The 24705-nt window shown below is 64.5% G+C and carries 27 protein-coding genes; 18 read left to right on the forward strand and 9 right to left on the reverse strand.

The annotated features are described in order from the left end of the window. Positions 1-117 precede the first annotated feature (117 nt). Positions 118-2130, forward strand: a complete 2013-nt coding sequence (locus tag ABD704_RS08020; protein ID WP_344699154.1) for an ATP-binding protein — start codon at positions 118-120, stop codon at positions 2128-2130. Between the two features lie 7 nt (positions 2131-2137). On the opposite strand, the gene mce is transcribed toward ABD704_RS08020, so the two are convergent. The 4 genes from mce to ABD704_RS08040 form a co-directional block, all read right to left on the reverse strand. Next, positions 2138-2551 carry a methylmalonyl-CoA epimerase gene (gene mce / locus ABD704_RS08025; RefSeq protein WP_344699155.1) on the reverse strand — a complete coding sequence of 138 codons (414 nt, stop codon included), beginning with the start codon at positions 2549-2551 and terminating at the stop codon, positions 2138-2140. A 170-nt stretch (positions 2552-2721) separates the two neighbouring features. Further along, positions 2722-3180, reverse strand: a complete 459-nt coding sequence (locus ABD704_RS08030) for an OsmC family protein (RefSeq protein ID WP_344699156.1) — start codon at positions 3178-3180, stop codon at positions 2722-2724. Then, the gene (locus tag ABD704_RS08035) at positions 3177-3434 is read right to left on the reverse strand and encodes a hypothetical protein (RefSeq protein WP_344699157.1); all 258 of its coding nucleotides are present in this window, start codon (positions 3432-3434) and stop codon (positions 3177-3179) included. The genes ABD704_RS08030 and ABD704_RS08035 overlap by 4 nt, the downstream gene beginning before the upstream one ends. Then, positions 3431-4915 carry an acyl-CoA carboxylase subunit beta gene (locus tag ABD704_RS08040; RefSeq protein ID WP_425565456.1) on the reverse strand — a complete coding sequence of 495 codons (1485 nt, stop codon included), beginning with the start codon at positions 4913-4915 and terminating at the stop codon, positions 3431-3433. Before ABD704_RS08040 ends, ABD704_RS08035 begins: the two co-directional genes overlap by 4 nt. A 358-nt stretch (positions 4916-5273) precedes the next feature. On the opposite strand from ABD704_RS08040, the gene ABD704_RS08045 reads away from it, so the two are divergent. Genes ABD704_RS08045 through ABD704_RS08055 form a run of 3 tightly spaced genes read left to right on the forward strand, consistent with a single transcriptional unit; the run spans position 5274 to position 8624 of the window. Next, positions 5274-6362, forward strand: a complete 1089-nt coding sequence (locus tag ABD704_RS08045; protein ID WP_344699159.1) for a glycosyltransferase — start codon at positions 5274-5276, stop codon at positions 6360-6362. Continuing rightward, positions 6359-7540, forward strand: coding sequence for a UDP-galactopyranose mutase (glf, locus tag ABD704_RS08050; RefSeq protein ID WP_344699160.1), 1182 nt, complete (start codon positions 6359-6361; stop codon positions 7538-7540). Before ABD704_RS08045 ends, glf begins: the two co-directional genes overlap by 4 nt. 55 nt (positions 7541-7595) lie before the next feature. Beyond that, the gene (locus ABD704_RS08055) at positions 7596-8624 is read left to right on the forward strand and encodes a glycoside hydrolase family 43 protein (protein ID WP_344699161.1); all 1029 of its coding nucleotides are present in this window, start codon (positions 7596-7598) and stop codon (positions 8622-8624) included. Here ABD704_RS08055 and ABD704_RS08060 read toward each other — a convergent pair. Then, complete coding sequence (locus tag ABD704_RS08060; protein WP_344699162.1) at positions 8621-9778, reverse strand: glycoside hydrolase family 1 protein; 1158 nt, start codon at positions 9776-9778, stop codon at positions 8621-8623. The genes ABD704_RS08055 and ABD704_RS08060 overlap by 4 nt on opposite strands. A 154-nt stretch (positions 9779-9932) precedes the next feature. Between ABD704_RS08060 and ABD704_RS08065 the strand changes: the two genes are divergently transcribed. Both ABD704_RS08065 and ABD704_RS08070 read left to right on the forward strand, forming a co-directional pair. Then, positions 9933-10697, forward strand: coding sequence for a histidine phosphatase family protein (locus tag ABD704_RS08065; protein ID WP_344699163.1), 765 nt, complete (start codon positions 9933-9935; stop codon positions 10695-10697). Further along, positions 10694-11554 carry an NAD(P)H-hydrate dehydratase gene (locus ABD704_RS08070; protein ID WP_344699164.1) on the forward strand — a complete coding sequence of 287 codons (861 nt, stop codon included), beginning with the start codon at positions 10694-10696 and terminating at the stop codon, positions 11552-11554. Before ABD704_RS08065 ends, ABD704_RS08070 begins: the two co-directional genes overlap by 4 nt. Here ABD704_RS08070 and pyk read toward each other — a convergent pair. After that, on the reverse strand, positions 11540-13018 hold the full coding sequence (gene pyk / locus ABD704_RS08075) for a pyruvate kinase (RefSeq protein ID WP_344699165.1): 1479 nt from the start codon (positions 13016-13018) through the stop codon (positions 11540-11542). The two genes, ABD704_RS08070 and pyk, sit on opposite strands and share 15 nt — an antisense overlap. A 102-nt stretch (positions 13019-13120) precedes the next feature. Here pyk and ABD704_RS08080 point away from each other — a divergent pair, with 102 nt between their 5' ends. From ABD704_RS08080 to ABD704_RS08100, 5 genes are read left to right on the forward strand one after another with little or no spacing between them, the layout of a single operon-like run. Continuing rightward, positions 13121-13363 (forward strand): DUF2312 domain-containing protein, encoded by a 243-nt coding sequence (locus ABD704_RS08080; RefSeq protein WP_344699166.1) that lies wholly within the window; start codon positions 13121-13123, stop codon positions 13361-13363. 9 nt (positions 13364-13372) lie between these two features. After that, positions 13373-14116: a YebC/PmpR family DNA-binding transcriptional regulator gene (locus tag ABD704_RS08085; RefSeq protein WP_344699167.1), complete on the forward strand. Its 744-nt coding sequence runs from the start codon at positions 13373-13375 to the stop codon at positions 14114-14116. Continuing rightward, positions 14113-14598 (forward strand): crossover junction endodeoxyribonuclease RuvC, encoded by a 486-nt coding sequence (gene ruvC / locus ABD704_RS08090; protein ID WP_344700515.1) that lies wholly within the window; start codon positions 14113-14115, stop codon positions 14596-14598. Before ABD704_RS08085 ends, ruvC begins: the two co-directional genes overlap by 4 nt. Positions 14599-14608: 10 nt before the next feature. Continuing rightward, positions 14609-15199 carry a Holliday junction branch migration protein RuvA gene (gene ruvA / locus ABD704_RS08095; protein WP_344699168.1) on the forward strand — a complete coding sequence of 197 codons (591 nt, stop codon included), beginning with the start codon at positions 14609-14611 and terminating at the stop codon, positions 15197-15199. Further along, the gene (locus ABD704_RS08100) at positions 15196-15594 is read left to right on the forward strand and encodes a GFA family protein (protein WP_344699169.1); all 399 of its coding nucleotides are present in this window, start codon (positions 15196-15198) and stop codon (positions 15592-15594) included. Before ruvA ends, ABD704_RS08100 begins: the two co-directional genes overlap by 4 nt. Here the strand turns inward: ABD704_RS08100 and ABD704_RS08105 are convergent, their stop codons facing one another. Further along, a complete protein-coding gene (locus ABD704_RS08105; protein ID WP_344699170.1) occupies positions 15595-16719 on the reverse strand; it encodes a dipeptidase in 1125 nt (374 codons plus the stop codon). It abuts the gene before it with no gap. A 75-nt stretch (positions 16720-16794) separates the two neighbouring features. On the opposite strand from ABD704_RS08105, the gene ruvB reads away from it, so the two are divergent. From ruvB to ABD704_RS08130, 5 genes are read left to right on the forward strand one after another with little or no spacing between them, the layout of a single operon-like run. Continuing rightward, the gene (ruvB, locus tag ABD704_RS08110) at positions 16795-17838 is read left to right on the forward strand and encodes a Holliday junction branch migration DNA helicase RuvB (protein WP_344699171.1); all 1044 of its coding nucleotides are present in this window, start codon (positions 16795-16797) and stop codon (positions 17836-17838) included. Next, a complete protein-coding gene (locus ABD704_RS08115; RefSeq protein WP_344699172.1) occupies positions 17838-18977 on the forward strand; it encodes a DUF3089 domain-containing protein in 1140 nt (379 codons plus the stop codon). Before ruvB ends, ABD704_RS08115 begins: the two co-directional genes overlap by 1 nt. Then, a complete protein-coding gene (locus ABD704_RS08120) occupies positions 18974-19426 on the forward strand; it encodes a YbgC/FadM family acyl-CoA thioesterase (protein ID WP_344699173.1) in 453 nt (150 codons plus the stop codon). The genes ABD704_RS08115 and ABD704_RS08120 overlap by 4 nt, the downstream gene beginning before the upstream one ends. Further along, positions 19426-20730: a Tol-Pal system beta propeller repeat protein TolB gene (gene tolB / locus ABD704_RS08125; protein ID WP_344699174.1), complete on the forward strand. Its 1305-nt coding sequence runs from the start codon at positions 19426-19428 to the stop codon at positions 20728-20730. Before ABD704_RS08120 ends, tolB begins: the two co-directional genes overlap by 1 nt. After that, positions 20730-21185, forward strand: coding sequence for an OmpA family protein (locus ABD704_RS08130; protein ID WP_344699175.1), 456 nt, complete (start codon positions 20730-20732; stop codon positions 21183-21185). The genes tolB and ABD704_RS08130 overlap by 1 nt, the downstream gene beginning before the upstream one ends. Here ABD704_RS08130 and ABD704_RS08135 read toward each other — a convergent pair whose 3' ends face one another. Both ABD704_RS08135 and panC read right to left on the reverse strand, forming a co-directional pair. After that, the gene (locus ABD704_RS08135; RefSeq protein WP_344699176.1) at positions 21186-21491 is read right to left on the reverse strand and encodes an SEL1-like repeat protein; all 306 of its coding nucleotides are present in this window, start codon (positions 21489-21491) and stop codon (positions 21186-21188) included. A gap of 90 nt (positions 21492-21581) precedes the next feature. Then, entirely contained in the window at positions 21582-22418 is an 837-nt protein-coding gene (gene panC / locus ABD704_RS08140; RefSeq protein WP_344699177.1) for a pantoate--beta-alanine ligase, read from the reverse strand. Positions 22419-22489: 71 nt separating this feature from the next. Between panC and ABD704_RS08145 the strand changes: the two genes are divergently transcribed. Together ABD704_RS08145 and pgmG are read left to right on the forward strand one after the other, a co-directional pair. Next, positions 22490-23281, forward strand: a complete 792-nt coding sequence (locus ABD704_RS08145; protein ID WP_344699178.1) for a division plane positioning ATPase MipZ — start codon at positions 22490-22492, stop codon at positions 23279-23281. A 40-nt stretch (positions 23282-23321) separates the two neighbouring features. After that, positions 23322-24701: a phosphoglucomutase/phosphomannomutase PgmG gene (gene pgmG / locus ABD704_RS08150; RefSeq protein WP_344699179.1), complete on the forward strand. Its 1380-nt coding sequence runs from the start codon at positions 23322-23324 to the stop codon at positions 24699-24701. The last annotated feature ends 4 nt before the right edge of the window (positions 24702-24705 follow it).

A 24705-nucleotide genomic window follows, 5' to 3' on the forward strand; every position in this document is an offset into this window, starting at 1 on the left:
CCGAGTGCTTTGCTCCTTTCGGTCGCTTTCTCGGTATTGTCTCTCTGCTATTTCTCATTGCTACGATGGCGCTCGCATACTTGGCCGTGAGGCGTCCCCCCAGTTCGGAATAGGTACATGTTCAAGAAAATCCTGATCGCTAACCGCGGGGAAATCGCCTGCCGCGTCATTCGCACGGCGAAGCGCATGGGCATCAAGACGGTCGCTGTTTATTCCGACGCCGACGCGCGCGCGCCGCATGTGAAGATGGCTGACGAGGCGGTACGGTTGGGCCCGCCGCCAGCGTCCGAATCCTACCTCAAGGCCGAGCTGATCATCGACGCCTGCAAGGCGACCGGTGCCGAGGCCGTTCACCCTGGCTACGGCTTCCTGTCGGAGCGTACGACCTTCGCCAAGGCGCTCGAAGAAGCCGGCATCGCCTTCATCGGCCCGCCGCCCAATGCAATCGCAGCGATGGGCGACAAGATCGAATCCAAGAAGCTGGCGCGCGACGCCGGGGTGAACGTCGTACCCGGCTATCTCGGCGACATCGCAACCACCGACGAAGCGGTGAAAATCGCTTCCGACATCGGCTTCCCGGTGATGATGAAGGCTTCGGCCGGCGGCGGAGGCAAGGGCATGCGGCTCGCCTGGTCTGAGAAGGATGTGCGCGAGGGCTTCGACAGCGTGAAGCGCGAAGGCCTCAACAGCTTCGGTGACGACCGCGTCTTTATCGAAAAGTTCATCGAGCAGCCGCGCCACATCGAGATCCAGGTGCTCGGCGACCAGCACGGCAACATCCTTTACCTCGGCGAGCGCGAATGTTCGATCCAGCGCCGCCACCAGAAGGTGGTCGAGGAATCGCCATCGCCGTTCGTGACGGCGAAAATGCGCAAGGCGATGGGCGAGCAGGCCGTCGCGCTGGCGCGCGCCGTCGGATATTATTCGGCTGGCACCGTCGAGCTGATCGTCTCCGGCGCCGACCCAACCGGCGAGAGCTTCTACTTCCTCGAGATGAACACCCGGCTGCAGGTCGAGCACCCGGTGACCGAGGAAGTGACGGGCCTCGACCTCGTCGAGCAGATGATCCGCGTTGCGGCGGGCGAAAAGCTGGCGTTCGGTCAGGACGACGTGAAGCTCAACGGCTGGGCCGTCGAGACGCGCGTCTATGCCGAGGATCCGTACCGGCACTTCCTGCCCAGTACCGGCCGCCTCATCCGATACTGGCCGTCGAAGACGAAGCGCGAGCCGGATGAGGTGATCCGGGTAGACGACGGCGTCGCCGACGGCGGCGAGGTCAGCATGTTCTACGACCCGATGATCGCAAAGCTGGTAACCTGGGCGCCGACACGGATCGCGGCGATCGACGCACAGGTCGGCGCGCTGGACCAGTTCGTGATCGACGGCATCAGCGACAATGTCGATTTCCTCTCCGCGCTCATGCAGCACCCGCGTTACCGCGAGGGCAACATCACCACCGGCTTTATCGCCGAGGAATATCCGGACGGCTTCGAAGGCGCGCCGGCGGATGACCAGCTGATCGCCGACCTCGCCGTGATCGCCGGCATGGTAGCGGTCATCACCGACGAGCGCGCCGCAGAGATCAGCGACCAGCTCAGCGGCGCAATTCACCTTCCGTGCGAGCGCATCGTGAGGGTCGGCAAGGACGCGGAGCACAAGGTCCGCATCAAGCCGTACAAGGGTGGCACGCTCGCGGTGCTCGACGACGATGGACCGATCGACATCGTCGGCCGCTGGACGCCCGGCCAGCGCCTGCTGACCGTCCGCGTCGACGGCCGCGAACGCATCGTCCATGTCCGTCGCGCCGGCCGCGACTGGGAGCTCCAGACCCGCGGCGCCAGCCACAAGGTGCAGGTCGTTCCGCCCCACGTCGCCGACCTGTCGAAACACATGATCGAAAAGCCGGCACCCGACCTGTCGCGCCTGCTCCTCGCGCCGATGCCGGGGCTCCTCACCAAGCTCGACGTCGCGGTCGGCGACAAGGTCGAACCCGGCCAGCCCGTCGCGGTCATGGAAGCGATGAAGATGGAGAACATCCTCCGCGCTCCCAAGGCCGCCACGGTCAAGGCAACCCCCGCTAAGGCCGGCGATAGCGTCGCCGTCGATCAGGTAATCGTTGAGTTTGAATAGACCGCCGTCAGTGGCGGGGCGTCTCCATGATCTCGGTTAGGACGCCGCCCATGTCTTTGGGGTGGACGAAGAACACCAAAGTGCCGTGCGCGCCGATGCGGGGTTCACCTAGGACGCGGGCGCCTTTGGCTTCGAATTCGGCCTTGGCGGCGTGGATGTCGGGGACTTCGAAGCAGACATGGTGCTGGCCGCCTAGCGGGTTCTTTTGGAGGAACTTCACGATGGGCGATGCCTCGCCAAGCGGCTCGATCAGCTCGATCTGGCTGTTGGGCGTGTCGACGAAGCAGACGCGGACGCCTTGCGCCGGGAGGTCGAAAGGTTCGCCGTGGGGCTCGGCGCCGAACATGGTGCGATAGAGTTCGAGACTCTGCTCGATCGAGGGCGTGGCGACGGCGACGTGGTTGAGACGGCCGAGTTTCATCTTCAATCTCCCTCCACGCACACAAGCGATGCAAGCGATGCAAGCGTGGCAATGCTTAAGGTCACTAAAGTCATGGTGAGCGGCGCTTTTCCCGTGAATTTAACTGCTGGCCCTTTGGTCCTGTACGCAGTTTGGCAAAGACCGGCGCTGTAGGACAGCACCAAGGGCGATCATGCCTCCACGGTCGCTTCCGTGTTGACCGAATTGGCGATGAAGCAGGCTTCGTGGGCGCGGTGGTGGAGGTCGGCGATGGCGGCGTCGTCGGGGGCCTCTCCGCTCCAAGTCAGGCGCGGGCGGAGGGTAACGCGAGTCATCGCCATCCTGCCGTCGGCGCGCTTGTCGAGCACGCCTTCCGCCTCATCGATATAGCTGTCGAGGACGAAACCGGCGCGCCGCGCGAAGTCGACGAAGAACAGCATGTGGCAGGACGAGAGCGAGGCCACGAAGGCCTCCTCGGGATCGACGCCGGCTGGATCGTTCCAAGGCGCGGGGACGATGTGCGGGCTCGGGCTTGCCGGGACGGTCAGGCCGCCGTCGAACGACCATTGGTGGGCACGGCTGTACTGGCCCTTGGCGAAGTCGCCGTCGCCCGTGCGTGTCCAGCGGATCGTTGCGGTGTAAGTGCTCATGGATGTCCCTCGTGAATTTTCACGACCGTTTGCGCGATAGCGACGCAATCGCCTGCATCGCTCAATCCCATGGTTTCGAGGGCCGCCCAGCGGAGATATTCGGCGATGTCAGTCGCCCGCTTCCCCTCATTCAACATCACGAAGATTCTTAAAGCGTAACTGTCGTATTCGTCATCAGGACCAAATCTTTTGACTCCGATCGGATCCCAGTGTTCCCACAGGAGCCGCTTCATCGCGTCGAGTTCCGTGCTCACAGCGGAATGTTGTCGTGCTTCTTCCACGGATTCTCGAGCTGCTTGTTCCTCAGCTTGCGTAGGCCCAGCGCCACACGCCGCCGCGTGGAGTGGGGCATGATCACCTCGTCGATGAAGCCCTTGCTCGCGGCAACGAAGGGGTTGGCGAAGCGCTCTTCATATTCGGCGGTGCGCTTGGCAATCGTCTCCGCGTCCTTCGCGTCTTGTCGGAAGATGATCTCGACCGCGCCCTTGGCGCCCATCACCGCGATTTCGGCAGTCGGCCAGGCGTAGTTGAGGTCGCCGCGCAGGTGCTTCGACGCCATGACGTCATAGGCGCCGCCATAGGCCTTGCGCGTGATGACGGTGATCTTCGGCACCGTCGCCTCGGCATAAGCGAACAGTAGCTTGGCGCCGTTCTTGATGATCCCGTTATGTTCCTGCGCGACGCCGGGGAGGAAACCGGGCACGTCGACGAAGGTCAGGATCGGGATGTCGAAGGCGTCGCAGAAGCGGACGAAGCGCGCGGCCTTCTTCGAGCTGGCGATGTCGAGCACGCCGGCAAGCACCATCGGCTGGTTGGCGACGACGCCGACTGTGCGCCCTTCGATGCGGATGAAGCCAATGATGATGTTGGCGGCGTGCTTCGGCTGAAGCTCGAAGAAGTCGCCTTCGTCGGCGACCTTCCGGATCAGCTCGTGCATGTCATATGGCGTCGCGGCGCTGGGCGGGATCAACGTGTCGAGGCTGTCCTCGATGCGGTCGGCCGGGTCTTCGCACGGACGTTCGGGATCGTCGTGGCGGTTGCTGAGCGGAAGAAAGTCGAAGAACTCGCGGGTGGCTAGAAGCGCGTCGATGTCGTTTTCGAACGCGACGTCGGCGACACCTGACCTGGTCGTATGAGTAACCGCACCGCCGAGCTCCTCCTGCGTCACGACCTCGTTGGTGACGGTCTTCACGACGTCGGGGCCTGTGACGAACATGTAGGAGCTGTCCTTCACCATGAAGATGAAGTCGGTCATCGCCGGCGAATAGACTGCGCCGCCCGCGCAGGGGCCCATGATCAGGCTGATCTGCGGGATGACGCCGCTAGCGAGCACGTTGCGCTGGAACACCTCGGCATAGCCGCCAAGACTGGCGACACCTTCCTGGATGCGGGCGCCGCCTGAGTCGTTGAGACCGATCACCGGCGCGCCGACCTTCAGCGCCATGTCCATGATCTTGCAGATCTTCTGCGCGTGGCGTTCGCTCAAGCTACCGCCAAAGACGGTGAAGTCCTGCGCGAAGACGTAGACGAGGCGACCGTTGATGGTGCCCGAACCGGTGACCACGCCGTCTCCGGGGAACTGCGTATTGTCCATGCCGAAATCGATGCAATTATGCTCGACGAACATGTCGTATTCTTCGAATGAGCCCGGATCGAGCAAAACGGAGAGCCGCTCGCGAGCGGTCAGCCGACCTTTGGCGTGTTGGGCTGCGATGCGCTTCTCGCCGCCGCCCATTCGAGCCGCCTCGCGGCGCCGTTCAAGCTCTTCAATCGTCGTTGCCAAGCACCTATCTCCTTGGGTGTCGGCTCCTTCCACGCGAGCTTCGTCGGGTCAATCGGGCGGACTGGCTTATGTTGCAGTGCAGCATGCATGATTTTCGGTTAACTCAGGTCAGGATTGCGGAACCGTAACGCGAGTCGTCCCGTTCTACTGTAGAGTTCCACGTATCGGAGGTTTAAGGAAAATGTTAACTCGCGTTGGAGTGCCAGTGGAGTTTGAGGGCGAGCACTCGGCGCCTGAACCCGGGCCCGCAACTTTGCTTTGCTTTTCGCACTTGCGGTGGGATTTCGTTTTCCAACGTCCGCAGCACATCATGAGCCGCTTCGCGCGCGACATGGATGTCATTTACTGGGAAGAACCCGTCGATATCGCTTCCGGCGAGACCGCGTTTCTGCAGGTCCGCGAGGCGAAGAACGCGCCGGGCGTCCGCGTCGTCGTCCCGCACCTGCCGCAGGGCATGCCGGACGACGCGCGCGAAGCCACCTTGTCGCGCCTTCTCGACGCCCATGTCGCGTCGCTCCGCGGCCCGCTGATCACCTGGTATTACACGCCGATGATGCTGCCGTTCTCGCGGCATCTCGACGCGGACGTCGTCGTGTTCGACGCGATGGATGAGCTCAGCAAGTTCAAGTTTGCCCCGGTCCACCTGCTCGAGCTCGAGCAAGAGTTGATCGACAAGGCCGATGTCGTCTTCACCGGCGGTTCGAGCCTCTACGAAGCGAAGAAGGATCGCCACGACAACATTCACTGCTTCCCGTCGTCGGTCGATCGCGCGCATTTCGCCAAGGCCCGTGCGCGCCAATTCGACCCCGCCGACCAGGAAGACCTGCCGCGTCCGCGCCTCGGCTTCTACGGCGTGATCGACGAGCGCTTCGACACGGAGTTGCTGGCCAAGGCCGCTGAGATGCGTCCAAACTGGTCGTTCGTCATGGTCGGCCCAGTCGTAAAGATCGCGGAGGAAGACCTGCCGCGCCGGCCGAACATTCACTACCTCGGCGGCAAGACCTACGATCAGCTTCCGGCTTACCTTTCGGGCTGGGACGTGGCGCTGATGCCGTTCGCGATGAACGAATCGACGCAGTTCATTTCTCCGACCAAGACGCCTGAATATCTCGCAGGCGGAAAACCGGTGGTTTCGACCCCGATCAAGGACGTCGTGCGCCATTACAGTCATCTCCAAGGCGTCGGCATTGCCTCGACCGCGGAAGAGTTCGTCGCGGCCTGCGATCATGCACTCGAACTGTCGAAGAACCCCGAGGGCGGATGGCTGGCCGAGGCCGACCTGATGTTATCGGCTACGAGTTGGGACACGACTCAGGCGCGCATGGCGGGCCTGATCCACGACCTGCTCGGCATTCGCACGGGTTCTACGTCGCCGGCGATGTTGGTGGCGGCGGAATGAGCGGCCTCTTCGGGGGTGAGAGCCCCCTCGAGCAGCGCTACGATTATCTGGTGGTCGGGGCCGGCTTTGCCGGCTCCGTCATTGCCGAGCGTCTGGCCAGCCAGCATGGCGCGCGCGTCCTCGTGATCGACCGGCGCAATCATGTCGGCGGCAACGCCTATGACGAGCCCAACGAGGCGGGCATCCTCTACCACAAATACGGCCCGCACATTTTCCACACGAACAGCGACCAGGTCGTCGATTATCTGTCGCAGTTCACAGAGTGGCGTCCGTACGAGCATCGCGTCCGCGCCATCGTGCGCGACAAGATGGTGCCGATCCCGATCAACCGCACGACGCTGAACGAGCTGTTCGATCTAGACCTCAAGACGGACGAGGAAGCGGCCGACTATCTCGCGTCGCGCGCCGAACCGGTGGACGAAATCAAGACATCCGAGGATGTCGTCATCAACGCCGTCGGGCAGGAACTCTACGAGCTGTTTTTCCGCGGCTACACGCGCAAGCAATGGGGCCTCGATCCGAGCGAGCTCGACAAGCAGGTCACCTCGCGCATCCCGACGCGGACCAATACCGACGATCGCTATTTCGGCGACACGTTCCAGGCGATGCCGCTCGAAGGCTACACCAAGATGTTCGAGCGGATGCTCGACAATCCGCTGATCGACGTTCGTACCGGCGTCGACTTCGCCGAGCTGAAGGATCGCGCGTTCGAGATCGCGGATCACCTGATCTACACCGGCCCGATCGACGAATATTTCGATTTCCGCTTCGGCAAACTGCCGTACCGGAGCCTGAAGTTCGACCACCAGACGCTCGAACAGGAACAATTCCAGCCGGTCGCGGTGGTGAACTATCCGGACGAGCAGGTGCCTTACACGCGCATCAGCGAGTACAAGCATCTGACGGGCCAGGAAGCGCCGGTGACGACGATCACCTATGAATATCCGTCGGCCGAGGGCGATCCCTATTATCCGATTCCGCGGCCGGAAAATCAGGAACTCTTCAAGCGGTACGAAGCGCTTGCCGATTCGACCGATGGCGTGACGTTCGTCGGGCGTCTCGCAACCTACCGTTATTACAATATGGACCAGATCGTCGGCCAAGCGCTGGCGACCTTCCGCCGCATGGACGAGAGGCACACTTCTCAGTCAGAGCCGGCCGCAGTCGCCGCTGAATGACAAGGATTAGCGGAAGCGCATGAGTTTGCGCTTCCGCTAAGCCGCGCCCGGCAATATGGCCGGGGCAATGCCGACATCGCCGAACAAGACCGCGCAGTCAGAACTGCTCGCGCGCACCTATACAAACCCGATCCTCGACTGGGACTTCCCCGATCCCGCGATCATCCACGCGCCCGATGGCTATTATTATGCCTACGCGACCCAGACGCTGCGCGGGGAAGACTGGATCAACATCCAGCTCGCGCGGTCGGCGGACCTCGTGAATTGGGAGCATCTTGGCGACGCGCTTCCGGTGAAGCCCGATTGGGCGAGCACGACCCAGGATTTCTGGGCGCCGAGCGTGATCCGCGATGGCTCGACCTATTACATGTATTATTCGGCGACCCCGGACTTTTGCGCGGATCCCGTGCGGGGTCACGCGCTCGCGGTCGCAACATCCCAGTCGCCGGCCGGACCCTTCGTCGACATGGGCATGCCGCTGCTGCTCGGCGCCGGCTTCGAATATATCGATCCGATGGCTTTCGACGACCCGGCGACAGGCAAGAAGCTGCTCTACTGGGGATCCGGCTTTCAGCCGATCAAGGTGCAGGAGCTTGCCGAGGATCGGCTGTCGTTCAAACCGGAGAGCAGCCCCACCGACCTCATCTGGCCCAACGGCGAGAACGGCTCGTTTCCGCGGCTGGTCGAAGCCGCCTGGGTGATCCTCCACGACGGTTACTATTATCTCTTCTACTCGGGCGACAATTGCTGCGGGCCCGATGCCGAATATGGCGTGATGGTCGCGCGATCGAAGAGCGCAACCGGACCGTTCCAGACGCTCGAGGAGGCGCGCGGGGTGCCGCATAGCCTGATGCTCTTCAAATGCGAGCGCTGGCTGGCGCCCGGGCACAACACGATCGTGACCGACAAGGCCGGCGACGTCTGGATCGTCTATCACGCGATCGACGTAAACCGTCCCCGTCAGCATCAGGAAGACGAGATCAACAGCCGCCGAATCCTGTTGATGGACCAGATCGAGTGGAAGCACGGCTGGCCGCATGTCGGCACGCCGTCGGCTGCGCCGCGGCCGGCGCCGTCGGTCTAGCGCGCGGCCTTGGCCGCCGATTTCGAGCGCGGCGGGTCTCCTGCGAAGCGCGCGCGCTGTCGCTGCATCTCTTCGTAGAGCGGCTCGTCGACGTTGCGGCTGCCCTCGGCAGTGATGGTCGACAGAAGCCCGGCTTCGGCGTGGCGTGAATTGTCCCAGCCCGGATAGGCCGTGATCGGATACCAGCAGACGCCCTCGACCTGGGCGCCGCGCTGAAGCGCGTTACTGACCTCGTTGCACACATAGTGAAGCCAGGACGGGCGGCCCGATCCCTCGGCGCCCGTTTCCGACAGGAAGATCGGCTTGCCGTAGCGTTCGGCAACTTCCACCAGCATGTCCGAAAGCGGCCGATGCTCGTGGTGTCCAACCGGGATGGTCGAACCTTCATAATACCATTGGTTGTGCGGATAGAAGTTCAGCCCGAGCGCGTCGGCGAAGGAAGGATCGCCGCCCAGCTCGGGCGCGGACTTCCCCGTGATCCAGTCATAGGCTTCGAACTGACCCAGCCGTTCGGCCTCGGCCGCGCGAACGTCGGCGCGGCGTTGGCTGCGCGGCGCGATGTGAATTAGCGGCTCGGCCCAGACGATCGTCGCGTCGGGCCATTGCGCGCGAATGTTACGCGCAGCACCGATCGCGGCCTTCACCAGATGGCGCTTGAACCAGCCTGTCTCTTGCGGGGCCGAACTTGGGAAGTAGCCGACCTCGATCGCCCAGGACATGAAATTGATCTCGTTGACCGGGCAGACAACCGGAGCCTGGCCGGTAACGGACTGCCTGACCTCGAGCGCCGCGACCGCGAATTCGGCAAACCGATCGGCGAAGTCGCTCGCGCCCTGGTCGATGTGGTCGGGGGAACCGTAATGGAGCAGGTCCCAGATGACCTGAAGCTCGACATGCTCCGCCGCCTCCAGCGCCGGCAGCCAGCTCGACCAGTCGTATTTGCCCGGCGACTTTTCGATGAGGTACCAGCGCAAGCCGTCGCGGATGGTGTCGAACCCAAGGTCCTTGCACAGCCGGTAATCGCGCAGCACATGCTTGTCGTGGCCGGTGGCGCGAATGAGGTCGAGGCGCACGCCGTCGCGCCGCCGATGCGACGAACATTCGAAACCAGCCTGGAAAAAGCTGGCGAAACGAGGGGCTGCGGTCCTGCTCATGCGCGCCAACAATGCGCGACGGCCGGAATGGAGCCATTTCCGTTTACGACGGCCACTTTGCGCCTCTCCTGAACCCGAAGCCGCAAATACCCTATTCCCATGTTGGGCACTATCGCGGGCGAAATGCTTTCTGCTTTCCGAGGAGGATTTGCTGGTGCCCCAGAATTGGCCCGAGCGGCTGTGGCTGGTCCGGCATGGACAGAGCCAGGGCAATGTCGCCCGCGACCTTGCCCACGAGGCAGGATCGCACGAGATCGACATCGACATGCGCGACGTGGACGTGCCGCTGTCCGGCCTCGGCCTGAAGCAGGCGGAGGCGGCAGGCCGCTGGTTCGCGTCGCTGCCGCTGGGCGAGCGGCCCGAGATCATCCTCGCCTCGCCCTACATCCGCGCCAAGCAGACCGCCGAGATCATCTGCAAGCAGGGCGCGCTGGCCGGTGGCCCGGCCCGCACGATCATCGACGAGCGCCTGCGCGAACGCGAGTTTGGCATCTTCGACCGGCTCACCACGCTCGGCATCCGCGAGCGCTTTCCGGAGGAGGCAGCGCACCGCAAGCGCCTCGGCAAATTCTACCACCGGCCGCCGGGCGGCGAGAGCTGGGCGGACGTGATCCTGCGCCTTCGCTCGATGCTCAACACGATCAACCTTCACTACTGCAACAAGCGGGTGATGATCGTCTGCCACCAGGTTGTGGTCCTGTGCTTCCGCTACATTCTCGAGGAACTCGACGAGGGACAGATCCTCAGCATCGACAAGCAGGCCGAGATCCTGAACTGCGGCATCGCCGAATATGATTTCGATCCGGACCCGCACGGCATGTGCATCCCGGCTTTGAGCCGCTGGAATTACGGCGTTCCGCTGGAAGCGGACGGCGCGCCGAAGACCTCTGCGCCGGACGCCATGGCGGGGACGCGGTGAGCGAAGTCACGGCGCTCGATCGGCGCGCGCTCGATCAGCATCCGCTTCCGCCGATCGTCGATGGCGACAAGGAAACCAAGGGCCGCATTCTCATCCTCGCCAGCAGCCGTGAAGTGCCCGGCGCGGCGCTTCTGGCGGCAACCGCTGCGATGCGAGCTGGCGCGGGCAAGCTAAAGATTTCGACGGTGGAAAGCGTGGCGGTCGCGCTCGGTGTGGCCATGCCGGAAGCGATGGTGGTCGGCCTTCCCGAGGACGGCGAAGGAGGCTTCGCGACGACAACCGTCGACGATATTGCCAAGCAAGCCGCCGATGCCGACTGCGTCGTTGCGGGGCCGGGCATGTCGACCGGCCCCACCTGCTGCAAGATCGCAGAAGCCCTGCTTGCGGCTGATGCCGCTCTCGCCCTTGATGCCGCTTTGCTCCACAGCTTGGTGCCGCCAGAGAGCAATCGGCCGAGCCTGCCCATCCTGCTCCCGCACGCCGGCGAGCTGGCATCGCTGCTCGACTGCGCCGAGCAACTGATTGAAGAGGATCCGATCGGCTGTGGCCTCCGCGCGGCCGGACGCTATCGCTCCATCGTCTTGGTCAAGGGCACCGTCAGCCATGTCGTGACTCCGGACGGCCACGCGTGGCGATATGGAGGCGGCGCGCCGGGCCTTGGCGTCTCGGGCAGTGGCGACGTGCTCGCTGGGATCGTCGGGGGCCTGCTGGCGCGCGGCGCAGCACCGCTCAACGCCCTGCTGTGGGCTGTCTGGCTGCACGGCGAAGCGGGCGTGCGGCTCGCCGGCAAGGTCGGCCCCATTGGCTTCCTCGCCCGCGAGATCGCGGACGAAATCCCGGACCTATTGCTCGGCTGAATCCCCGGTGCCGTGATAGCGGTCGAGCTCGTCGCCGATCAGCCTGACCACGTGCAACACGTTGGTCGATCCCGCCTTCTGAAACGGAATGCCGGCCATGACGATGACGCGTTCGCCGCCCTTCGCGATCTGGTGGCGTAGCGCCATGCGCTTGGCCTTTTCGACCATCTCCTCGAAGCTTGAGACGTCGCGCGTGTGAACCGCGTGGACGCCCCAAAGCAGGCCGAGGCGGCGCGAGGTATGAAGCGACGCGCTCATCGCCAGCAGCGGAACCGGCGGGCGCTCGCGCGCAATGCGCCGGGCGGTCGAGCCGGAGCTGGTATAGCAAACCATCGCCGTTGCCTCGATGGTGCCGGCAATCTGACGAGCCGATCCGGCCAGCGCGTCGGCCGTCGTCGGCTCAAGCCGCGTCTGCGTAAAGTGGACGCGCGCCTGGTAGCTCGGATCGCGCTCCACCGTGTTGGCGATGCGGTCCATCATCTGGACTGCTTCGCACGGATATTGGCCGGCGGCGCTTTCCGCCGACAGCATCACTGCATCGGCGCCGTCGTAGATCGCAGTGGCAACGTCGCTAACCTCGGCGCGCGTGGGCGTCGGCGAGGTAATCATCGATTCGAGCATCTGCGTCGCGACGACCACCGGCTTGCCGAACTGGCGCGCGCAGGCGACGATCCGGTTCTGCAGTGGCGGCACCGCCTCGGGCGGAAGCTCGACGCCAAGGTCGCCGCGGGCGACCATCACCGCGTCGGCCAGGGCAACGATGTCGTTGAGGCGATCGATTGCCGCGGGCTTCTCGATCTTCGCGAGGAGCGCCGCCCGGTCGCCGATAAGCGACCGCGCTTCGGCGACGTCCTCGGGCCGCTGCACGAACGACAGCGCAATCCAGTCAGCGCGCTGGTCGAGCGCGAACTGGAGGTCGTCACGGTCCTTGTCCGTCAGCGCGGGGATTGGCACCAGCACGTCGGGAACGTTCACGCCCTTGTTGTCCGAAACGGCGCCGCCGACCTTCACTTCGCAGACAATCTGACCGTCGCCGACCTTGACGACGTTGAGACGGATTTTGCCGTCGTCGATCAGGATATTCGTGCCCGGCTTCACCGCCGCGAACAGCTCCGGGTGCGGAAGGAGGACGCGGCCGTTGTCCCCCGGCCTGTCGTCCTGGTCGAAAATGAAGCGGCTGCCCTTCTCGAATACCGCCCGGCCGCCTTCGAATTGGCCGACGCGAAGCTTTGGCCCCTGCAGGTCGAACAGGATCGTCGAAGGGCGGCGGAATTCCTTTTCGAGCGCGCGGATATGCTCGACCAGCTTGGTCTTCGCCTTCTGGTCCCCGTGACTCATGTTGATCCGGAAGGCGTCGGCGCCGGCGAGGTAAAGCCGGCGGATGGTCTTCGCATCGCTCGACGCGGGCCCGAGGGTTGCCAGGATCTTCACTTTGCGTGCGCGCGGGGCGAGGGTTTCGGTCACCATTTCTCCTCGGGGTTCGGAGCGCCAAGCCCATAGCCGCTTGCCATGACGGTTCAACCCGCTAGAGCCCGCGCGACAAATCAAATCACTGGAGACTTGAGCATGGCGGACGGCACCGTCGCGGCCGATCAGTTGCGGCTGTTCATCGAGCGCATCGAGCGTCTCGAAGAGGAAAAGAAGGGCATCGCGGACGACGTGAAGGACGTCTACGCCGAAGCGAAGTCGAACGGTTACGACACCAAGACGATGCGTGCGATCGTTCGTCTGCGGAAGATGGAAACCCACGCCCGGCAGGAAGCCGATGCGCTTCTCGAGACCTATCGCCAGGCGCTGGGCCTGGAGTAAGGAACAGCCATGGCCGGCCATTCCAAATATAAGAACATCATGTACCGGAAGGGCGCGCAGGATAAGAAGCGCTCCTCCCTCTTCTCCAAGCTCAGCCGCGAAATCACCGTCGCGGCGAAAATGGGCTTGCCCGACCCGGAAGCGAATGCGCGCCTTCGCGCCGCAGTCATCGCCGCCCGCGCGCAATCGATGCCGAAGGACAATATCCAGCGGTCGATCGACAAGGCATCCGGCAACGACGTCGAGAATTACGAAGAGATCCGGTACGAAGGCTTCGGTCCCGGCGGCGTGGCGATCATCGTCGAGGCGCTGACCGACAACCGTAATCGCACTGCCACCAATGTGCGCACCGCTTTCTCCAAGAACGGCGGCAACCTCGGCACGGGCGGCAGCGTCAGCCACGGGTTCGAGCGGCTCGGTCTGATCGAATATTCCGCGAGTGCGGGCGACGACGAGAAGGTGCTCGAAGCGGCGATCGAGGCCGGTGCCGACGACGTTCAGTCGGACGAGGGCGGACACCGCATCTGGACCAGCGTCGAGAACCTCCACGAGGTCGCCAAAGCGCTCGAACCGCTGCTCGGCGAAGGCGAAGGCGCCAAGCTGGCGTGGAAGCCGACCACCGAGGTCGAGGTGCGCGGCGACGAGGCGGCGCAGTTGATGAAACTCATCGACGCGCTTGAGGATGACGATGACGTCCAGACCGTGTGGGGCAATTACGACGTGCCCGAGGACGAGCTGGAGAAGCTCGGCTGAGAATTCTCGGGCTCGATCCCGGCCTCGGCACGACCGGCTGGGGGCTGATCGAAGCCGAGGGCAATCGCCTGACGCATATCGGCAACGGCCAGATCAAGACGGACACGGCGGCGGCGTTGCCGCGCCGGCTTTCCGCGCTCGCGGATCAGCTTGAAGCGCTGATCACGGACAACCAACCCGCCGGGGCGGCGGTCGAGGAAGTGTTCGTCAACAAGAACCCACAATCGACGCTCAAGCTCGGCCAGGCGCGAGGCGTCGTCCTGATGTGCGCGGCGCGTGCGGGGATCGACGTCGGCGAATATTCCCCCGCGCTGGTCAAGAAGGCCGTGGTCGGCACCGGCGGCGCTGAAAAAGCGCAGGTGCATGCGATGGTTACGCGGCTTCTGCCCGGCGTGAAGATCGCCGGCCCGGACGCCGCCGATGCGCTCGCCGTCGCCATCACGCATGCACATCACTTGGCGAGCCGCCGCCGCATGGCTTAAGCCATGCCCGATGATTGCGCGCCTCTCCGGACTTCTCGCCGAAACCAGCAGCGATAGCGCCGTCATCGACGTCGGCGGTGTCGGCTACCTCGTCCACCTCAGCGCACGAACGCTCGACGTGATTGGGCCGGTCGGCGGCGAGGTGCTGCTGCTGACCGAGCTTCAGGTTCGTGAGGATGCGTGGACCCTGTTCGGTTTCGGATCGCAGGCGGAGCGCGACAGCTTCCGCTCGCTGACTTCGGTTCAGGGCGTCGGCGGGCGCCTAGCACTGGCGATCCTCTCAGTCCTGTCGCCCGACGATCTCGCCCGCGCGGTCAGCCAGGGCGACAAGGCCATGATCGGCCGAGCCAACGGGGTTGGGCCAAAGCTCGCCGCACGAATCGCCAATGAATTGCAGGGCAAGCTCGGCGTGCCGGGCCTCGCCCCTGGTGGCCCTGTCCCCAGAGCGGGTGCTGCCGCAGACGCACTCTCCGCGCTTGCCAACCTCGGCTTCAAGCCGGCGGAAGCAATTGCGGCCGTCAACGCCGCGCAGGATGACCTTGGCCCCGATGCGTCGCTGGACGCCCTGGTGCGGCTGGCGTTAAAAAGAGCGGCGAAATGACCACGCGCACTGCCTCGTGCCGCTGCGGGCAATTGCAGGTGACGACGGAGGGCGATCCCGGGCGGGTCTCGGTCTGCCACTGCCTTGCCTGCCAGAAGCGGACCGGGAGCGTCTTCTCCGCGCAGGGACGCTGGCCCGCGGAATGCGTGACATTCGAGGGACGCTCCTCCAGCTGGACGCGCACGGCGGAGAGCGGGCAGCAGACAACCTATCACTTCTGCCCCGACTGCGGATCGACCGTTCATTATTCCGGCGGGAACTTCCTGGACGTCGTGGCAGTGCCTCTAGGCGCGTTCGACGATCCGTATTTTACCACGCCGGACTTTTCGGTGTGGGAGCGGCGGCGTCACTATTGGGTCGAGATCTTTGGCCCCGACGTCCAGCATTCCGACTGATCAGCCGCCCCAGGCGTCGCGATAGACGCGCAGGAAATTGCCGCCCATCAGCTTCTCCAGTCGCGCTTCGCTCCAGCCGCGCTTCTGCAGGTCGGCGGCAAAGCGACGGTAACGATCGACGCTGTTGTAATCCTCGACCATTGGATAGACGCCCACGGCCTCGCCCGGTGCGGCAATGCCCTGCTGAATGCGCTTCAGCTGCCATTCCTTGAGCTTGGCCTTGGTCGCTTCGTCGAGCGTCGTCGGAAGTACGCCATTGTCGGTGCCGATGCCGATGTGATCCTCGCCGACGACCTTCGCCATATGCTCGACATGGGCGATCACGTCCTCCGCGTGGGGGTGGCTGTCGAGTTTGAGGAACGGCATGAAATAGACGCCGACGACGCCCCCCTTATCTGCGACGGCTTTCATGGTCTCGTCGCACGTATTGCGGGGATGATCGGTGAGCGCACGCGATCCCGTGTGGCTGATCACCAGCGGCCGCTTCGCGAAAGCCGTCGCCTCGGCCATCGTCCGCGCACCACCGTGACTGAGATCGAGCAGCAGCTTTTCCGACTCGATCTTCTCGATCGTTGCCTTGCCTAGCTTGGTGATCCCGACGTTTCGCGGCTCCAGCGACCCATCTCCCGCCAGATTGCCGTTATTGTAGGTCAGCTGGACGGTCATCACGCCGTCCTTCTTCATCTGCGTCAGCCGATCGAGATCGCCGCCTACCATCGACGTGTCCTGGGTCCCGATCACGACGGCGAACTTCTTCTCGCGCTTGGCCTTGAGGATGTCGGCGGCGGTCCGCACCAGCAGCACGCGGTCCGGGTTCGCCCAGATGATATTGTGCTTGGTGGCGATGTCCTTTTGATAGTCGCCCCAAGGATCGGCGACGTTGCCGACAGGCATGACCGTATCGCGAACGACCGTCACGCCAGTCCCGACCGTTTCTGCCCAGGCGCGGTCGCTGAGCCTCAGCTGATCCTCAGGCCCGTAGGGGTCGCCAAGGCCGCCGAGCGCGTCGATGATGATGGCGCGGTCGTACCAGCCGCCGCCCGCCGCGCGGCGCTGCGCCAATGCCGGTGCCGCGACAAGGCTGGCCAGCCCACCCGCAAGCAGCGTCCTCCGATCGATCTGCATGAAGCCCCCCTTTGTCGATGATCATTCGCTCAACTGCTTGTCGTAAGGCGATCCATCTGCGAATCAACAAGGCGGATGGCCACCGACCCCGCCCGCATCACCACGCCCGAGCGAACGGCGGAGGACGCCGATCAAGCTTTGCGTCCAAAGACCCTCGACGAATTCATCGGCCAGCAGGCAGCGCGAGAGAATCTTCGCGTGTTCGTCCATGCCGCGAAAAGCCGCGGCGAGGCGCTCGACCACGTGCTTCTCCATGGGCCGCCGGGGCTGGGCAAGACGACGCTCGCCGGGATTGTCGCGCGCGAGATGGGCGTCGGCTTCCGCGCGACCTCAGGCCCGGTGATCGCCAAGTCGGGCGACCTCGCGGCGCTCCTCACCAATCTCGAGGACGGCGACGTCCTCTTCATCGACGAGATCCACCGCCTCAACCCGGCGGTCGAGGAAGTGCTTTATCCGGCGATGGAAGACAGCGCGCTCGACCTGATGATCGGCGAGGGGCCGTCGGCACGATCGGTGCGGATCGACCTCCCGCGCTTCACTTTGATCGGCGCGACGACACGGCAAGGGTTGCTGACGACGCCCCTGCGGGACCGCTTCGGCATTCCCGTACGGCTGCAATTCTACACGGTGCCGGAGCTTGAGCAGGTCGTCCGCCGCGCCGCGCGGTTGCTCGGCGCCGACCTTACCGACGATGGCGCCCACGAGATTGCCCGGCGCTCGCGCGGCACGCCGCGCATTGCCGGCCGCCTGCTCCGCCGGGTGCGCGACTTCGCCCATGCTGCCGGAAGCGACACGATCGATGCGCCGGTCGCCGATCGGGCGCTGTCGCGTCTGGAAATCGACAGCCTTGGCCTCGACGCCATGGACCGCCGCTACCTGCTGATGATCGCCGACCTTTACGGCGGCGGGCCGGTCGGCGTGGAAACGCTCGCTGCCGGTCTCAGCGAACCGCGCGACACGATCGAGGATGTGATCGAGCCCTATCTCATTCAGCTTGGCCTCATCGCCCGCACCGCACGCGGTCGCTGCCTCAACGGCCGCGGCTGGACCCATCTCGGGCTGCCGCAGCCGCAAGGCAGCCAAGTGGGTCTTTTCGATCAGGGAGCATCGTCAAAGTAATGCGTCACCTATTGATCGCCGTGCTCGCTCTGCTCGGCGCTGTGCCCGTTTCCGCCCAAGCCCCCGCGGCAACCAGTCCCGATTACGCCAAGGACAGTAGCTGGCTTTGCCTGCCGGGCCGGGCCGACGCCTGCTCGACGCCGTTGCCGACGGTCGCGCTCAACCCGAACGGCTATGGCTCGAACGGCCAGAGCAGCGTCGCCAAGAACCCGCCGCTCGACTGCTTCTACGTCTATCCGACGGTCTCCCAAGACGCCGCACTGAACAGCGATATGATCGCGGGCCGCGATGAGAAGCTCGCCGCGGAAACGCAATTCAGCCGCTTCGCCTCCGTCTGCCGGACCTTCGCGCCGATCTACCGGCAGATGACGCTTCGGGCGGTTGCCGCTTTCTCCGCCGGCGCAAGCATCGATGGCGCGGCCGCGCTGGCTTATGGCGACGTGCGCGACGCCTGGCGCAACTACCTCGCGACGAAGAATAACGGGCGGCCGTTCGTGCTCATCGGCCACAGCCAGGGCAGCCTGATGATTCAGATGCTGATCGCGCGGGAGATCGAGAAGAACCCGGCCGTCGCCAAGCGCATGAAGCTGGCGATCATTCCTGGCTTCGACGTGATGGTCCCGCAAGGGAAGCTCGTCGGCGGAACCTTCAAGAACACGCCGCTGTGCAGCGGCGAGGGGCAAACGGGCTGCGTGATGAGCTGGACGAGCTTCCGCGAGAAGAACGTTCCGCCGGTCGGCGCCATCTTCGGAATCGCCCCGCAGGCGGGCATGACGGTCGGCTGCGTCAATCCCGCCCGTCCGGGTTCCAGGGACTGGGTGCCGCTCGACAGTTACTGGTTCACGCGTTCGACCCTGCCGGTGCCCGACGGCCCGATCCAGTGGTCGACCGAAGGCCCGCCGCCGGCGCCCTATGCCCGCACCGAAGGGCTGGTCTCCGCAAAGTGCATCAACGACGCCCAGCGCGGCTACCTTTGGGTCCGCACCAATGCCGATCCCAAGGACAAGCGAACCGACCGCATCGGCGGCGAAGTCGCCGTGCTGGGCATGTTTCTGCCTGGCTGGGGCATGCATCTGGCAGACATGGCGATCGGCCAGGGCGACCTGATCCGCGAAGTAGGAGCGATTGCAGGCAAGTGATCACTGACCTCGACACGCCTTATCGCGGCGGCTTCGTCGGCAAGGAGCATCGGTTCGCGCTCTCGGTCTATTTCGAAGACACCGACGCCTACGGCATCGTCTACTACGCCAATTATCTGAAGTTCATGGAACGGGCGCGCTCCGACATGGTCCGCGCCGTCGGCGTCGACCAGGCTGCCGAGCTGCACGCGTCGGGCAGCGCCTATGCGGTCGTCGAGGTGGACATTAAGTACAGGAAACCGGCGCGGTTGGGCGACGACCTTCAGGTCGTCAGCACGGTCGAGCAGGTCCGCGCATCCTCGGTCGACATTCATCAGCGAGTCATGCGCGGGCCGGAACTACTGACCGACGCACGCGTCACCGCTGCCTTCCTCGACGGGGAGGGCCGGCCGCGGCGCCAGCCGAAAGACTGGGTCGCCAAGTTCAACGCAATCGCAGCGCAGGGGTAATGATCTTCAAGCCGAAACATTTGCTGCTGCTCGCAACCGCCTGCAGCCTTTCCGCCGCCGCGCAGGCGCAGGGGACCGCCGCCGCGACCGTCGTCGCGATTCCGCCGCTCAGCACCCCGGACGACAAGCCGACGTCTGCAGGCAGCACGCTCAGCATCGCCTGGCAGGCGACCCAGCTGGTCGCGCAGGATTTGCGCGCGACATCGGAAGTCATGCCGCTGCCACCGCAGCAAAAGGATTTCTATTCCTACCCCGAAGTGACTGCGCCGACCTTCTCGCGTTGGCGGTCGCAGGGCGCGAAGATGCTGGTCACCGGCTTCGTTCAGGCGCGGCAGGACGGGCGCGTGACGTTCGGCTGCTACGTCTATGACGTCGACAAGGGGCGCGAGGTCGCTCGCAAGGGCTTCGTCGTCAGTCCCGATGAATGGCAGCGGGCGGCGCATAAATGTTCGGGCCTCGCATACACGGCAGTTACTGGCGCGCCCGGCATCTTCGACACGCGCATCGTCTATGTCGCCGAGGGCGGTTCGGGCCGGACCAAGATCGACCGCCTTGCGATCATGGACAGTGACGGCTCAAACCACCGCTACCTGACCTCGGGCGACACGATGGTTCTCACCCCGCGCCTTTCGCGGAAGGCGGCGCGGGTTGCCTATGTGAGCTACATCGCGGGCCGGCCGCGAGTTCAGGTGATGGACGTCGCTTCCGGCAACGTTCGTCCGCTGGTCGCCAATGACGCGATCACCTTCGCACCACGATTCTCGCCCGACGGAAGTCGGATCGTCTTTTCGATGATGCTCGGGCCCAACAGCGACATATACGTGGTCAGTGCCGATGGCGGCGTTCCGCAACGGCTGACAACGGCGCCGGGCATCGACACCGACCCCAGCTTCTCGCCCGACGGCAGCAGGATTCTGTTCGAAAGCGACCGCTCCGGCACCCAGCAACTCTACGTGATGAATGCCGACGGCACGAACGTGCGGCGGGTCAGCTTTGGAGGCGCAGCTTATGCCGCCCCCGCGTGGAGCCCGGACGGCGAGTGGATTGCCTATACCCGCCGCGAGCCGGGCGCCCGTCGCATCGCCGTTATCCGGGCGGATGGATCGGGTGAGCGAGTCCTGACCGCTGGCCCTGGCGATGAGGGACCAAGCTGGGCGGCGAGCAGCCGCGAGATCATTTTCCAACGCTCCGATCCCGGCGGGAGCTCGAGCCTGCTTCGCGTTTCGCTCGACGGCAGCGAGCCGCGCCCCGTTGCGCTGCCGCAGAACGGGTCGGATCCCGATTGGTCTGGAGTGATGGACTGATGCGCAAAGAGATTCTTGCCGCGACGGCTCTGGCGTTCATCGCATCGGCCGCCCCCGCCCAGCTGCCCGGCCTCAGCAAGCGAGGCCCGGGCTATCGTCCGGAGCAGCCATTGGTGGTCGGCATCGAGGCGATGCGCGCCGATTTCCTGGCGAAGTCGGGAAGTCCCAACGTCTACTTCGGCAACGACAGCGCCCAACTCGGCGCGCCGGCACGCGCGACGCTGGTCGAGCAAGCGGCATGGCTAAGGCAGCATCCAGAGCTGGTGGTGCGCGTCGAAGGTCATGGCGATCCGGGCGACACGCGCGATCATGCGCTGGCAGTCGGCGCCCGGCGGGCGGAGTCAGTCCGCGAATATCTCGTGCTATTGGGCGTCCCTGCAGCGCAGCTGAGCGTCACCACCTGGGGCAAGGAGCAGCCCGGGCCACCGCGAACGGTGACCGTGCTCTTACGTTAGTTAGGCAGCGCGGCTCTGGTAGCGGCAGGTGCTGAGCCACGAACGGGCTTGGCGCTGGGCTTCGGCAATCTCGCGAGCCGTCATCTCGGCGGCAATCTCAGCCCGGCACTCCTGGCCACGCGTGCAGCCCGAGAGGGCAGCAAGGTTGAACCACTTGTGCGCCTCAATGAGATCGACCGCGATGTCCCCCCGTCCGGTCGAATAGGTCACGCCAAGCTCGAACAATGCGTCGACATCACCGGCTTCGGCATCGGCGAGGCGGCTCCGAATCAGGAACTCCGCGCCCTTCTGACTAATTGCACCCATTACTTGTCCCCTCAGTCCCCTGTTGAATGGAGATTGAAGGCCTGATCGCAAAAAAATGGTTAACGCGATTTGGGCACGAAAATGAACGGGTTAAACCGCGACATTATCAATCAGTCGCGTGCTGCCCATCACGGCGGCGGCAATCAGCCGCATTTCTCCAGCGGGTTGGTCGAGCGGCTTGAGCGTGGCTGCATCGACCAGGGCGAAATAGTCGATGCGGAAAAAGCCGGCGTCGACGAGTGATTGCTTGGCCTGTCGCAGCACATCCGCAACTGGCTCGCCGGCCCTGATTGCCTCGCGCGCATCGTTAAGGGCGCGGGGCAAGGCGACGGCCTGCCGCCGCTCGTCCGGCGACAGGAGGGCGTTGCGGGATGAAAGCGCAAGGCCGTCGCTGTCCCGCACCGTCGGTACGCCGACGATATTCTCGCAAAGACCGAGATCGGTGGCCATTCGGCGGACTACGGCCAGTTGCTGGAAGTCCTTCTCGCCAAAGACAGCGATGTTCGGGGCGACCGCATTGAACAGTTTCGTCACAACCGTCGCCACGCCGTCGAAATGGCCTGGACGGTGCTCGCCCTCCCACCGCTCGCTGATCCCCGCGACGCTCACCGTCGTTGCGAAGCCGTCCGGGTAGAGGTCGGCCACGCCGGGCAGCCAGACAAGATCGCAGCCCGCCCGTTCCAGCTCGGTCAGATCGCTCGCTTCCTCACGCGGATAGCGTTCAAGGTCCTTGGGGTCGTTGAACTGCAACGGATTGACGAAAATCGAAGCGACAACCCGGTCCGCCAGCGTACGGGCCTTAACGATGAGCGCGAGATGTCCCTCGTGTAAAGCGCCCATGGTCGGAACGAAGGCAATCCGTTCGCCGTTGGCGGCCCAGGCGGAAAGCGCTGACTCTAGGGCCAAATTATCACGAACGGTTTGCACCCGGACTCCGGCTTCGTTAATCTTTGCAACGGGAGAGGCGCTTGCACATGCGCCGGGGGAAGGGTCAAGCCATGGCACAGCCGCATTTCATCGTGTTCGCCAACGAAAAAGGCGGTACCGGCAAGTCTACGACGGCCGTCCACACGGCGATCGCGCTTGCCGCTTCGGGCCACCGCGTCGGCGCGCTCGACCTCGACAGCCGCCAGCGGACCATGACCCGCTATCTCGAGAATCGCGACGCGACGATGCGCCGGCTCGAAAAGGTGCTGCCGCAGGCCGCGTATGAAGTGCTGCAAGACCAGACCGAGGAAGCGCTCGCCGCCGCCATCGCCCGCCTGTCCGAGCAGTGCGACGTGCTTGTTATTGACACGCCGGGCCGTGACGATGCCGTCGCCCGTGCGGCGATTCTTCGTGCCGACACTTTGGTCACGCCGATGAACGACAGCTTCGTCGACCTCGACCTCATCGGCCAGGTCCATCCGGAGAATTACAAGATCACTCGGCCGAGCTTCTATGCCGAGCTGATCTGGAACAGCCGCACGGCACGCGCCAAGCAGACCGGCAAGAGCGTCGACTGGGTCGTCCTTCGCAACCGTCTGCAGCATATCGAGAGCCACAATCTCAAGCGCGTCGGCGCGGCGCTCGACGAGCTAGCCCGCCGCGTCGGCTTTCGCGTCATCCCCGGCCTCGGCGAGCGCGTCATTTACCGCGAGCTGTTCCCGAAGGGCCTGACGTTGCTCGATTTCCAGCAACTGGGTGAGGTCGGCATCGGTCACATAACCGCGCGGCAGGAGCTTCGCGAGATGATCTCCGGCCTCGAGATCCCCGGCCAGGAAGAGCAGAAGCTCGCCGTCAACGGCTAAGCGGTTGAACCAAAGGCTTCTGACTGCGTAAGGCAGCGTGATGAGCCACACTTTCAATCCCACCATCCTCCGCGAATATGACATCCGCGGAATTGTCGGCGACACGCTGACCGAAGCCGACGCCTATGCGCTCGGCCGCACCTTCGCCGCGCTCGCAACCGTCGAAGGCGCCAAACGCATCGCCGTCGGCCGCGACGGCCGCACGCATTCCGGCATGCTCGAAGCCGCGCTCGTCAGCGGCCTGACGGAAGGCGGCATCGACGCCGTGCTAGTCGGCCAGGGCCCGAGCCCGATGCTCTATTTCGCGACCTATTACCTCGACGTCGACGGCGGCATCCAGGTGACCGGAAGCCACAATCCGGCCGACTACAACGGGTTCAAGATGCTGCTCAAAGGCCGATCGGTCTTCGGGCAGGAGATCCAGGGGATCGGCAAGCGCGCCGCCGCTGGCGATTGGACCGAAGGGAACGGCACGACCGAGGAGGTCGACATCCGCGAGGCTTATGTCGATCGCTTGCTGCAGGACTATTCCGGCAATTCATATCGCATCGGCTGGGACGCGGGGAATGGCGCCGCGGGACCGATCCTCGAAATGCTGCTCGACCGCCTGCCCGGCCAGCATTTCGCCATTTATACCGATGTGGACGGGACTTTCCCGAACCACCATCCCGACCCGACCGTCGAGAAGAATCTCGCCGACCTCAAGCATCTCGTTTCGGAGAAGCAGCTCGATTTCGGCATAGCCTTCGACGGCGACGGGGACCGCATCGGCGCGGTCGACGGCAAGGGGCGCGTGATCTGGGGCGACCAGCTGCTGATGATCCTCGCCGTGTCGGTGCTCAAGGAGCTGCCGGGAGCGACGCTGATCGCCGACGTAAAAGCGAGCCAGAGCTTCTTCGACCATGTCGCGAAGCTCGGCGGAAAGCCGCTGATGTGGAAGACCGGCCACAGCCTCATCAAGTCGAAGATGAAGGAGACCGGCGCTCCGCTCGCGGGTGAGATGAGCGGCCATATCTTCTTCAAGCACCGCTGGTACGGCTTCGACGACGCGCTCTACGCCGCCGTCCGGCTCATCGAAGCGGTAAGTGACAGCGGCCAGAGCCTGACCGAAATCATGGACGCCATGCCCAAGACGACCGCGACGCCGGAAATGCGCTTCCAGGTCGACGAAAGCCGCAAGTTCGCCATCGTCGAGGAAGTGCGCGACCGACTCTCTGCCGACGGCGCCAAGGTCGACGACACCGACGGCGTCCGCGTCAGCACGCCTGACGGCTGGTGGCTGCTGCGCGCATCGAACACGCAGGACGTGCTCGTCGGCCGCGCGGAAGCTGCCGACCAGGCGGGCCTTGACCGGCTGGTTGGACAGATCGACGACCAGCTAGCGAAGTCAGGCCTCGAGCGCGTACAGGCCGACCACTAGGTCG

Origin of the sequence: Sphingomonas limnosediminicola (assembly GCF_039537965.1) — a bacterium.
GTDB classification, from domain to species: domain Bacteria; phylum Pseudomonadota; class Alphaproteobacteria; order Sphingomonadales; family Sphingomonadaceae; genus Sphingomicrobium; species Sphingomicrobium limnosediminicola.